This window comes from Roseomonas marmotae (assembly GCF_017654485.1).
GTDB classification, from domain to species: domain Bacteria; phylum Pseudomonadota; class Alphaproteobacteria; order Acetobacterales; family Acetobacteraceae; genus Pseudoroseomonas; species Pseudoroseomonas marmotae.
In genome coordinates, this window is record NZ_CP061095.1 from 254690 (window position 1) to 266457 (window position 11768).

Genomic DNA, 11768 nt, shown 5'->3' on the forward strand with positions numbered 1-11768 from the left:
GCTACTCGGCGGCGGAGTTGACGGCGATGTCGCCCACCATGCCCAGCGCCTGGCCGATGGCACGGATGGTCGCCAGGGCATGGTCGATCTGCTCCGGCGTATGATCGGCGCAGATGCTGGTGCGCAGCAGCGGCTTGCCTTCCGGCGTCGCCTGACCCAGCGCCAGGTTGACATAGACCCCTTCGTCCAGCAGCCGGTTCCAGAAGAGGATCGCCACCTCCTGGTCCGGGCAGCGGATGGAGGCGATGGGGCTGGCCACCGGGCCGAGGCTGAAGCCCGCCGCCAGCAGGCCCTCGTGGAACTGGCGGGCGTTGCGCTGCAGCCGCACCCGGCGCAGCGGCTGGCTTTCCATCACCTCGATCGCCCGTGTCACGGACGCGATGACGGAGGGCGGCAGCGAGGCCGTGAACATGTAGGGCCGCGAGGTCAGGCGCAGCAGGTCGAAATCCTCGACATCCGAAGCGCAGAAGCCGCCCACGGCGCCCAGGCTCTTGCTGAAGGTGCCGACGACATAGTCCACACCGTCCTCGCAGCCCTCGGCCTCGGCCAGGCCGCGGCCATTCTCGCCCAGCACGCCCAGCGAATGCGCCTCATCCACCAGCATCCAGGCGCCGGCCTCGCGCTTGACCTCGACGAAGTCGCGGAGCGGGGCGGTGTCGCCCAGCATGGAATAGATGCCCTCGACCACCACCAGCTTCTCGCCAGGCTGGCTGGCCAGCAGGCGCAGGCGGCGGCGCAGGTCCTCGGGGTCGTTGTGGCGGAAGCGCGTCACCTGCGCGCCGGCCAGCTTGGCGCCGTCATAGATGCTGGCATGGCTGTCGGCGTCCAGCAGCAGGTGGTCCTTCGGCCCCGCCAGCGCCGCCATCGTGCCCAGGTTCGCCTGATAGCCGGTGGAGAAGACCATGGCGGAGCGGCGCTTGAGGAAGGCGGCCAGCCGCCGCTCCAGCCCCGAATGCCCGCCATAGGAGCCGTTGGCTATCCTGGAGCCGGTGGTGCCGGTGCCCTCATGCTGCAAAGCCTCGACGCCGGCGGCGATGCAGCTCTCATCGAAGGTCAGGCCGAGATAGTTGTTGGTGCCGAGGAGCAGCACGCGGCGGCCACCGAGCAGCGCCTCGGTCGCCGAGACGACCCGGTCGAAGACCACGCCGAAGGGGTCGCGTCCCGCGGAGGCCACCGCATCGCGGGCCTCGCGCAGCTTCCGGTATTTCGCCAGCACGCTCAGGCGACCCGTGACGCTGCCAGGATCTGGACGAGATCGCCAACGGTCTCGATCTCAGCCATCTGGTTCATCGGGATGATCGTGTCGAACTGGGTCTCAACCTGCATGATGAAGTCCATGACCGCGACGGAATCAAGGTTGAGATCCTGCAGGATATTCGTGTCAGCCGTGACCGGACGGGAGACCCCTACCACCGACTGGATGGCAGCGACCACGCTCCGGTAAATCTCGTCCTCTGGCAATGAAAGAGCCCCCAAGGTGCCGGCCGGTGCCCCCCGGCGCCGTTCGTGACGAATGCAAGTCATAAAAGCTAAGACAAACCAACTGAATTGTCAGGTGGTGGAATGAAAGGGCTGGCATTCGAATGTCGCAGGGCAGCCATGGCGGTTCCCGCCTGGATCGCCGCCATCGTGGCAGCCATGGCGATGGAAGCCAGCCCCGCCCCCCAGAGCCCGGCCAGATGCATGCCGGTGAGGGCGGCAGGCACATAGAGGACCGCGCCGGCCAGCCGGGCCTTCAGCGCCGCACCCTGGCGGTCGATCGACATCAGCAGGGGTTCCAGCGCGAAGCTGGCGAAGCCGATACCGGAGGCGATTCCCAGCAGCATCATGACCGGATAGGCCGGCAGCGCCTCCGCCCCGCCCACCAGCCGCAGCAATGGCTGCCCCAGCAAGGCCAGCACCACCAGCAGCAGCGCCGAGCCGGCGGTGGAGGCCAGCAGCGCCCGGCGCAGCAGCGCGCCGATGGCACGGCGGTCGCGTGAGGCGGCGAGCCGCGCCAGCTCCGGGAAGATGGCCGGGCTGAGGAAGCGGCCGGGCTTCAGGGCCGCCTCCCCGATCTGCCGCGCGATGGCGAAGAGCGCGGCCTCGGCCGGCCCCAGCACCGCGCCTGCGCAAAGCGCGCCCAGATGGCCGGAGGCGAGGGAGAGGGTGGCGGTGAGATTGGTGGTCCAGACGAAGGACCAGATGCCCGGATGAACCCGGGCGGCCGGCGGCGGCCGGCCCTCCCCGGCATCGCCGATCAGCCCGCGCTTCCTCAGCTCCCGCCAGGCGGCATAGACCAGAGAGAGGCCGCCCACGGCGGTCGCGATGTACCAGACGGTCAGGAAGGCCGGCAGCCCGAGGCCCAGGAAGAAGGCGAGGCCGGCGCCGGCCAGCCGCACCAGCGCGCCGAGCGTGTCCCGCGTCGCCAGCACGTCGAATCGGTTGAACAGCCGCAGCAGCCCGGTGGGCGTGGCCATGACCATGAAGGCCGAGGAGGTGGCGTAGAGCGCCGCCATGCCCGCCAGTTCCGGCGCGATGTTGAAAAGCCCGCCGAGCCACCAGGCCACGGCGGCGCAGATCGCCATGCCCCCCAGGGCGGCGCCGGCATCCAGCCCGGCGGTGAAGCGGACCAGGCTGCGGAACTCGGCGCGCTGCCCATGCTCCAGACTCGCGGCGCCGTAGCGCAGCACCGCCTGCCAGGACTGGAACTTGGTGATGGAGGAGGCGGCCTGCGCGAAGGCATGCATCAGCACCAGCACGCCGAAGGTCTCCACGCCCAGGGCGCGGAAGGCCAGGCCCGTGGCGGCGAGGTTGATCAGGCCCATCGCCGCCTTGCCACCCAGCATGGTCCCGGCATTTCGCAGCAGGCGCCGGGTGATCGTGTCAATATTGGCAGCCGTGGCGAGTCGCTCGCCCTCGGAGGATGCTGTCACGCTGGTCCTGTTCCCGACTCGGGTGCCCCGGGCGACATCGCGGCGGGCCAGTGCCCCGGAGGGGCGTCCCTCCCGCCCGGAGCGGGGCTCCGGCAGCGGGAGGACACAGCTTCTACCATGCCATCGGGCGGCGAACCAATGCCGCCCTGGCAGGTCAGGCCGTTACCAGCCCACCCATCCGCAGTGCCTTCTGCGCCATGGCCACCGCCCCCGCGCGGGAGCGGGCGGCGCCGACGAAGCGGCGGACATGCACGAAGACCGCGTCCGGCACGCCGGAGGCCTCGGCCAGCGCGGCCTCCTGCAGCCCTGCCCATTCCTCCGGCAGCGGCAGGCGCTGGGCGAAGGAATGCGGCTCAGGCGGCATGGCATCGACCATCCAGTTGCCGTTGGGCACGGGATAGACGGCATAGATCACCGGCAGCGCATGCGCGAAGACGGCATTCTTCCAGGGCATGCCGCGCTCCAGCTCCAGCACGCGCGGATCGGCCGAGGCCGCATGCGCCGCCACCACCTTCGCATCGGCGGCCAGGCGGGAGCGAAGCACGGCCACGCGGCGGCGCAGCACCCCGTCCAGCAGCGCGACGGCCTGGAGGAAGGCGGCGTCCTCGGCCTGCTGGCGGCCTTCCTCCGGCGTGTCCCAGGTCAGGTTGCAATCGCCGACCAGGGCGGCGAGGTCCAGCGCCTCCCGGCTGCCGGCCACGCCGTTATCGACCTCGTCGATGCGGCGGATGAGGCTGCGGTCCAGCTCGGCGGCGATGGCGGGGGCCATGTCCTCGGCACCCTCGGCGCGCAGCAGGGCACGGAGCGCGTCCTGGCCAAAATGCTGCCAGACCAGTCCGGCGGAGCTGAAGGGCGTGCCGTCCTCCCGCGCCGGGGCACCACGCTGATGGTGGTCATAGCGATGGGCGGCGGGGTCGTAGGACAGGCCCACATCCCAGACGTAATCCCCCTGCGCGATGGTGGCGGCGTCGCGCGTGCGGACAAGGCGGTGGTCCTGCCCCGGCGCATGCAAGCCCAGCGCGTGCCGCAGCACGACATAGGCAAAGGCCTCGTCGCAGTGGAAGCTGCCGCTATGGGTGACAAGAAGGGGGAGGGCGTCGGTCATCGGTATTCCTGGCGGCTGCGGCGGGGGTTATGTCGCCTCCGCCCGGCCGGGACAACCGACGGCCAGCCCTGTCCCCCTGTCGCGCCTGCCCCGCCCGTGGCAGTTTACATTTCCTGAAACCGAGACGACCTTGCCCAGCTTCCGCTTCCTGCACGCCGCCGACCTGCATCTGGACAGCCCGCTGCGCGGGCTGGACGCCGATGCCAGCGCACCGGCGCAGCGCATCCGCCAGGCCAGCCGGGACGCGCTGGGCAACCTGGTGCGGCTGGCGCTGGCGGAGCAGGTGGATTTCCTGGTCGTGGCCGGCGACCTCTATGACGGCGACTGGCAGGATTTCCGCACCGGCCAAGCGCTGGTGGCCGCCTTCGCGCGGCTGACCCGCGCGGGCATCCGCATCGTCGCCATCCGTGGCAACCATGATGCCGACAGCGTGCTGACCCGGGACCTGCGCCTGCCGGAGGGCGCCACGCTGCTGGCGCACAAGGCGCCGCAGACGCTCTGCTTCGAGGAGCTGGGCGTCGCCTTCCACGGGCAGAGCTTCGCCCAGCGCGCGGTGGTGGAGAATATCGCCAGGGCTTATCCGAGGCCGCATCCGGGCCTGTTCAACATCGGGCTGCTGCATACCGCCGCAGCCGGCCACGCGGCGCATGAGAACTACGCCCCCTGCAGCATCGAGCAGCTGGCGGGCCATGGCTACGACTACTGGGCGCTGGGCCATGTGCATGAGAGGGCCGTGCTGCACCGCGAGCCCTGGATCGTCTTTCCCGGCAACCTGCAGGGCCGGCATGTCAACGAGCCCGGCGCCAAGGGTGCCTCGCTGGTCACGGTGCGGGGCGGGCGGGTGGCCGATGTCAGCCACCAGCCGCTGGATACCGTGCGCTGGGACCGGCTCAGCATCGACTGCACGGGCACGGCCGACATGCCGGCCGTGCTGGACCGCGTGAGCGCCGCCATGCAGCGGGCGATGGACCGGGCGGAAGGGCGGCTGCTGGCGCTGCGCATCCAGCTTGAAGGCCCCTGCCCCGCCCATCTGGCGCTGGTCCGTGATGCCGCGGCGACGCGGGAGACCATCCGTTCCGCCGGCCTGGAGCTGAGTGAGGACGATCTCTGGATCGAGGATGTCCGCATCCGCACCCGCCCGGCACTGGAGCTTTCGGCCCTGCGTGCCCGCACCGACGCGGTGGGCCGGCTGGTCGGCGCCATCGAGGATCTGGCGGCCAGCCCGGACGAGGCCCTGGCCGCCCCTGTCCGCGACTATGCCGCCCGGCTGCTGGACCGCGCCGGGCTGCGCGAGGCGCTGGGCGAGGACCACCCCGCCGTCCTGGCGGCCGGGGGCACCCTGCCCCTGGAACTGCTCGAACGTGCCCGCGCCCTGCTGCTGGCACGGCTGGCCGAGGACTGAGCCGCCTTGCGCCTGACCAGCCTATCGCTACGCCACTACGGCAGCTTCGCCGACAGCAACCTGGAATTCGACCCCGCCCCGGGCCGGATCAACCTTGTGCTGGCGCCCAATGGCGCCGGCAAGTCGGTGCTGCGCTCGGCGCTGGGGGACCTGCTCTTCGGCATCGGCGCGCAGACCCCGATGGGCTTCCGCCACGGCTATGCCGGCATGCGTATCCTGGCGCGGGGCACAGGCCCGGATGGCCGGCCATTCACGCTGGACCGCTCTAAAGGCCGCACGAATACCTTGCTGGATGACGCCGGCCAGCCGGTCGGCGCCGCCGGACTCGCGAGGCTGGCCGGCACCGCCGACCGGGCGCTGCTGGAACGCCTCTTCGCCCTGGATACCGAGCGGCTGCGGAGCGGCGGGCAAGGGTTGCTGGCCTCCGGCGGCGCGCTGGCGGAAGCATTGCTGCAGGCGGCGGGCGGTATGCGACAGGCCCGCACGCTTCGGCTGGCGCTGGAGGGGGACCGTGACCGCCTGGCCCCCACCCGCAAGCGCGCCCAGGCCCCCTTCTATGCGGCGCTGGACCGTCTGGCCACCAGCCGCCGGCTGCTGAAGGACAGCACGGTGCGGCCCGAAGGCTGGCAGCAGCGGGACCGCGCGCTGGCGGAGGCCATGCGGCAGCGGGAGGAAGCGCAGCAGGCCGCACGGCAGGCCGGTGCCGCCATCCACCGGATGGAGCGCGTCCGCCGCATCCGCCCGCTGCTGGCACGGCTTGACGCAGCCAGCGCCTGGATGGCGGCCAACCCGGATTCGCCGCAACTGCCGGAGGGGTTGCAGGACCGGCTCTCGGCGGCGCTGCGGATGGCGGAGCAGGGCACCGAAACCCTGCGCGTCGCCCGGCAGCGGCATGACGCCCTGCTGGAACAGGCGCGCGGCGTCACGCCGGATGCCACGCTGCTGGCGCAGGCCGAGGCCATCCGGGCCTTGCAGGAAGCCGCCGGCGCCGCCGCCAAGGCGCGCCTCGCCCTGCCGGAACTGGAAGAGACGCTGCGCGCCCTGGAGGCCGGCATGGCCGAGCACCGGCTGGCGCTGGGCCTGGCCGCCGATGCGCCGCTGCCGCCGCCGGCCCTGCTGCGGCAGGCGCGGGAGCTGGCCGAGGAACATGCCCGCCGCGCCATGGCGGCTGAGGCGCTGCCGGGCCGCATCGCCGGCCTGGAAGCCGAATGGCGGGAGGCCGCCGAGGCCCTGCGCCGGATGCCCCCGGCGGAGGAGCCGGAGGAATTGACCGCCCTTCTGGCCGAGATCGCGGCGGAGGGCGAGCCGGTGCGGCTGGCCACCGGCGCGGCGCGCGAGGTGGAGCAGGCCCGCGCCCGGCTGGCGGCGGAAACGGCCTGCCTGCCCGAGGTTTTGCGCACGGCCGGGGTCCTGCACGCCCTCTCTCCACCCCCTCCGGCCCTGCTGGAGCGGCTCTGGGAGGCGCGGGAAGCAGCGATGGATGCCGCGCGACGGGCCGAGGCCGAACACGCCCGCCTGGATGCGGCGCTGCGGCAGGCGCGGCAGGACCGCGCGGTGCTGGACCGCCAGGGGAGCCTGCCTGACGAGGCGGCGCTGGCCCACGCGCGGCGGCGGCGGGAGGAGGGCTGGCACCTGATCTTCCGGCGCGCCTTCGCCGGGCCTGTGGATGCTGCGGCGGAACAGGCCTTCGCCGGGGCGGAACCCCTGCCCCTGGCCTATGCCCGCGCCGTGGCCGAGGCGGATGCCATCGCCGACCAGCGGCTGCTGGAAGCGGAGCGGCTGACGCGCGCCGCCGACCTGGACGGGGCGATCCTGCGACAGCAGGCCGGCCTGGAACAGGCCGCCGAAGCCGCCCGCGCCGCGCGGGAGGAGGCTGTTGCAGCCGAAGCCGCCTGGACCGCCTTGCTGGAGCCCTGCGGGCTGGCGCCTGGCGCGCGGCGATCCGAGCTGGCGGCACTGCTGGCGCAGCGGGAGACCTGCCTGAAGGCCGCGCTGGCGCTCGAAGACGCGCTGGCGGCGGCCAGGGAGCTGGAAGCCCGGCAGGCGGCCCAGGCGAAGCGGCTGGCGCATGCCCTGGGGCTGGCCGGGGACGGGCAGGACCTGCGCGCACTGCTCGACCTCGCCTCGGCCCGGCAGCGGGAGGCGCGTCGCGGGGTCGAGGCCCGCGCCGCCCTGGCCGCCCGGCACGACACCGCCGCGCGCGACCTCGCCCAGGCTCGGCGGGATCTGGAGGAGGCGGAGGCGCGCATCGCCGCCTGGCGGCAGGAATGGGGCGAGGTGGCACGGCGCCTTGGCCGCGACCCGGAGGAGCGCGCCGGGCAGGGCATCGCCAGCCTCGCATTGTTCGAGGAGCTGCGCGGCCTCTCGGCGCAGGCTTCGGACCTCCGCGCCCGCGTCGCCGGGATGCGGGCGGAGATCGAGGGCTTCGGCGCGGAATGCCTGCGCCTGCACAAGGCTGTGACGGGCGCGGCGCCGGAGGATGTCTTCGCCGCCGCCCGCGCCCTGCGGCAGCGGCTGGAGCAGGAGGAGGCCGAGGCCTCGCGCCTCGCGCTGCTCCGGCAGCAGGCGGAAGCGGCGGAGCGGGAGGTGGAGACGGCCGGGCGGCAGGCGGCGGAGGCCGGTGCCGCGCTGCGCGGCGTGCTGGCCGAGGCCGGCGCCGGCACGGCCGAGGAAGCCACGCGGCGCCTGGCCCTGGCCGCCCTGTGGCGGGACCAGGCCGCCGCCCAGGCTTCCGCCCTGGAAGACCTGCGCCAGGCCGGCGACGGCCTGCCCCCCGAGGCGCTGCGGACCGAGGCGGCGGAGCTGGCGGCCGAGACGCTGGAAGACCTGCTGGCGGCGGCGCGGGCGGAGCAGCAGGCGCAGCAGGATCGCATCGCCGAGGCCTCGGCGCAGGCGGCGCGGCTGCAGGCGGAGCTGGACGCGCTGCATGCCGATGACGGCGTCTCCCGCGCCGCGCAGGACCAGCAGGCCGCCATCGCCCAGCTGGGCCGCACGCTGGAGGAAGCCGTGCTGGCGCAACTGGCCGCCAGCCTGCTGGAGTCCGCCATGGGCCGGTTGCAGGAAGCGGGGGACGACGCGCTGCTGCGCCGCATCGGCGCAACCTTCGCCGCCCTGACGGAAGGCGCCTATCCCGCCGTGCAATCGCGCGAGGATGAGAAGGGCGTGGCGCATCTCGTCATCCGCCGCCGGGACTTCCCGGAGGAGGAGACGCTGGTGGAAGCCCTTTCCGAAGGCACGCGGGACCAGCTTTTCCTGGCGCTGCGCCTGGTGGCGATCGAGGACCAGGTGGCCGAGGGCACCTGCCTGCCCTTCCTGGGCGACGACATCCTGCAGAGCTTCGACGACCGTCGCGCCGCCGCGGCCTTCCGCGCGCTTCTGGACTTCAGCACGACGGCGCAGGTGATCCTGCTGAGCCACCACCGGCACCTGGCCGGGATCGCGGCGGATGCGCTGCCGCCGGGCGCCCTGCATCTGCAAAGCCTGGAATAGATCACCCGCACGGTTACCCCGAGAGGAGAGACACCCCATGACTTCCTTCTTCCCCCGCTGGCCACTCGCGCGGGGCGGCGTCGTCGCACCCGATGAGCGGCTGCCCTGGGGCACCACCGGCGTCATGGGGGTGCAGCACCTGGTGGCCATGTCCGGCTCCACCATCCTCGGCCCGCTGCTGATGGGCTTCGACCCGAATCTGGCGATCCTCTTCTCCGGCATCGGCACGCTGATCTTCTTCGTGCTGACCGGCGGCCGGGTGCCCAGCTATCTCGGCTCCTCCTTCTCCTTCATCGCCGTGGTCATCGCCGTCACCGGCTATGCCGGCCAGGGGCCGAACCCGAATATCGGGCCGGCACTGGGGGGCATCATCGCCGCCGGCGCGCTCTACGCGCTGATCGGCCTCATCGTGATGGCCGCGGGCTCCCGCTGGATCGAGCGGCTGATGCCGCCGGCGGTCACGGGCGCGGTCGGCGCCGCCATCGGCCTGAACCTGGCGCCGGTCGCGGTGCGGGGCATCGAGGGCATAGGGCCGCATATCCTGGTGGCGCTGGGCACGCTGCTGGCGACGGCGCTGATCGCCGTCTATGCGCCGCTGCGTATCCGCCGCCTTTCCATCCTCTTCGGCATCGCCGCCGGCTATGCCTTCTATCTGCTGCTCGGCAACGGGCTGGGGATGCTGCCGCCGATCTCCTTCGCGGAGCTTGCGGCCACGCCCTGGCTTGGCATGCCCACGCTGCACGCGCCGAGCTTCGAGACGGGCGCGATGCTGCTGATCGCCCCGGTGGCCTTCATCCTCGTCGCCGAGAACCTCGGCCATATCAAGGCCATCGGCGCCATGACGGGCCGGGATCTCGACCCCTATATCGGCCGTGGCTTCCTGGGCGACGGCATCGCCACCATGGTCTCCGGCGCCGGGGGCGGCACGGGCGTCACCACCTATGTCGAGAATATGGGCGTGATGGCCGTCACGCGCGTCTATTCCACCCTGGTCTTCGTGGTGGCGGCCGTCGCGGCCATCGCGCTGGGCTTCTCGCCCAAATTCGGCGCCCTGCTGCGCACCATCCCCGCTCCGGTGCTGGGCGGGCTGGCGGTGGTGGTCTTCGGGCTGATCGCGGCGGCGATGATCCGGCTCTGGGTCGATAATCGCGTCGACTTCTCCGACCCGCGCAACCTGCTGACCGTCGGCGTCGCGCTGGTCATGGGCGCGGGGGATTTCTCCGTCACGATCGGCGGCTTCTCCATCGCCGGCATCGGCACGGCCACCGTCGCCGCCATCGGCCTCTACCAGTTGCTTGGCATCGGGCGGCGGGATCGGGTGGAAGTGTTGCCCGGCCTCTCGGAAGCCGATGCGGCGCCTGAGCAGCGGCGCCCGCACTGAAGTCCTGGCGCGGGGTGCGGGATCACCCCGCACCGGAGCATTCCTCAGTCCCTAGGCGGTCCTGCGTCCGGGATGCAGGCGTGCCCAGGCCGCCACGAAATCCCTTGCCCTGGCAGCGACCTCGCCCGGTGTCATGCCGGGCTTGAACAGCGCCGAGCCCAGTCCGAAGCCGGCGGCGCCCGCTTCCAGGTAGGGTTCCATGTTGCCGGGCGTGATGCCGCCCACCGGCAGCAGCCGCGTGCCAGGCGGCAGCACCGCGCGCATGGCCTTCATCACATTCGGGCCGACCAGCTCCGCCGGGAAGATCTTCAGCGCCGTCGCGCCGGCAGCTAGGGCGGCGAAAGCCTCGGTCGGCGTGGCGACGCCGGGCGTGCAGATCAACCCGGACCGCGCTGCGGCGGCGATCACGGCGGTATCGGCATGCGGCGTCACCACCAGTTCCGCCCCCAGTGCCTCGAGGCGCTCCACCTCCGCCGCCTGCATCACGGTGCCCGCGCCCACCAGCGTATCCTGCGGCAGGGAGCGGCGCAGGATGGCGATGCTGTCGAAGGGCTGCGGAGAATTCAGCGGCACCTCGATCAGGCGGAAGCCGGCCTCGTGCAGCACGGTGCCGGTGGCCTCTGCTTCCTCCGGCCGCAGGCCGCGCAGGATGGCGATCAACGGCAGGCCGGCCATGGCGGCATCGAAGCGGGCCTGAAAGGGCGTCGTGGTCATGGCTGGGGCCTCCCTGGCCGGCGCATCACGGGGCGGGGCCGCGCTCCGTGGATTCCCGTGCTACGACGGCCCACAGGCAGGGTCAAACGGTTCAGGCTGGTGGCGCCAGCGTAGTGGCGGGACGCGCACTCCTCCCGCGCCGCTCGGCCCGTCGGCGGCGCGGCACCAGCCGCAGCAGCAGCAGCCCGGCCACGATGGCGGCATAGATCACGGGCTCCGCCGGCCAGGACTTCACCGACAGCACGAAATGCACCGCCACCAGGGCGATGGCCGGGTAGACCAGCTTGTGCAGCCTGGTCCATTTCGGCCCCAGCCTGCGGATGGAAAATCGGTTGGAGGTGGCGGCCAGCGGCACCAGCATCAGCAGCGCCGCGAAGCCGATGGTGATGTAGTAACGCTTCAGGATATCTGCCGAGATCGCTGCCCAGCTCAGCCCCTGGTCCAGCAGCAGATAGGTGGCGAAGTGCAGGACGGCATAGAGGAAGGCCAGCAACCCCAGCGCGCGGCGGTAGCGCAGCAGACTCAGGTCGGCGAAGCGCCGCAGCGGCGTGACGCAGAGCCCGAGGATCAGGAAGCGCAGCGCCCAGAGGCCGAGCCGGTGCTCCAGCTCCCGCGCCGGATCGGCGCCAAGCTGGTTCGAGACGGTGAGCCAGACGATCCAGGCCAGTGGCAACAGGCCCAGCAGATAGCAGGCCAGTGACGGAATGCGCGCCGTCGCCGCATTGATGCGGTGCGAGAGCGGCATGGGGATGGCGGTACCCG

9 protein-coding genes are annotated in these 11768 nt (G+C 72.3%); 3 read left to right on the forward strand and 6 right to left on the reverse strand.

The window, feature by feature from the left end:
* Position 1 precedes the first annotated feature (1 nt).
* From spt to IAI58_RS21705, 4 genes are all read right to left on the reverse strand, one after another.
* On the reverse strand, positions 2–1222 hold the full coding sequence (gene spt / locus IAI58_RS21690) for a serine palmitoyltransferase (RefSeq protein WP_207448454.1): 1221 nt from the start codon (positions 1220–1222) through the stop codon (positions 2–4).
* A complete protein-coding gene (locus IAI58_RS21695) occupies positions 1219–1434 on the reverse strand; it encodes an acyl carrier protein (RefSeq protein ID WP_207448353.1) in 216 nt (71 codons plus the stop codon). The genes spt and IAI58_RS21695 overlap by 4 nt, the downstream gene beginning before the upstream one ends.
* Positions 1435–1529: 95 nt before the next feature.
* Positions 1530–2915, reverse strand: a complete 1386-nt coding sequence (locus IAI58_RS21700) for a lipopolysaccharide biosynthesis protein (protein ID WP_207448351.1) — start codon at positions 2913–2915, stop codon at positions 1530–1532.
* A 154-nt stretch (positions 2916–3069) separates the two neighbouring features.
* Entirely contained in the window at positions 3070–4020 is a 951-nt protein-coding gene (locus IAI58_RS21705) for an MYG1 family protein (protein WP_207448349.1), read from the reverse strand.
* 130 nt (positions 4021–4150) lie between these two features.
* On the opposite strand from IAI58_RS21705, the gene IAI58_RS21710 reads away from it, so the two are divergent.
* From IAI58_RS21710 to IAI58_RS21720, 3 genes are read left to right on the forward strand one after another with little or no spacing between them, the layout of a single operon-like run.
* Entirely contained in the window at positions 4151–5422 is a 1272-nt protein-coding gene (locus tag IAI58_RS21710) for a metallophosphoesterase family protein (RefSeq protein ID WP_207448347.1), read from the forward strand.
* A 6-nt stretch (positions 5423–5428) separates the two neighbouring features.
* Positions 5429–8911: an AAA family ATPase gene (locus tag IAI58_RS23355; RefSeq protein ID WP_207448346.1), complete on the forward strand. Its 3483-nt coding sequence runs from the start codon at positions 5429–5431 to the stop codon at positions 8909–8911.
* Between the two features lie 37 nt (positions 8912–8948).
* The gene (locus IAI58_RS21720; RefSeq protein ID WP_207448345.1) at positions 8949–10292 is read left to right on the forward strand and encodes a solute carrier family 23 protein; all 1344 of its coding nucleotides are present in this window, start codon (positions 8949–8951) and stop codon (positions 10290–10292) included.
* Between the two features lie 51 nt (positions 10293–10343).
* Here the strand turns inward: IAI58_RS21720 and IAI58_RS21725 are convergent, their stop codons facing one another.
* Positions 10344–11006 (reverse strand): 2-dehydro-3-deoxy-6-phosphogalactonate aldolase, encoded by a 663-nt coding sequence (locus IAI58_RS21725; RefSeq protein ID WP_207448344.1) that lies wholly within the window; start codon positions 11004–11006, stop codon positions 10344–10346.
* A gap of 91 nt (positions 11007–11097) precedes the next feature.
* Entirely contained in the window at positions 11098–11751 is a 654-nt protein-coding gene (gene msrQ, locus IAI58_RS21730; RefSeq protein ID WP_208776324.1) for a protein-methionine-sulfoxide reductase heme-binding subunit MsrQ, read from the reverse strand.
* Between the last annotated feature and the right edge of the window lie 17 nt (positions 11752–11768).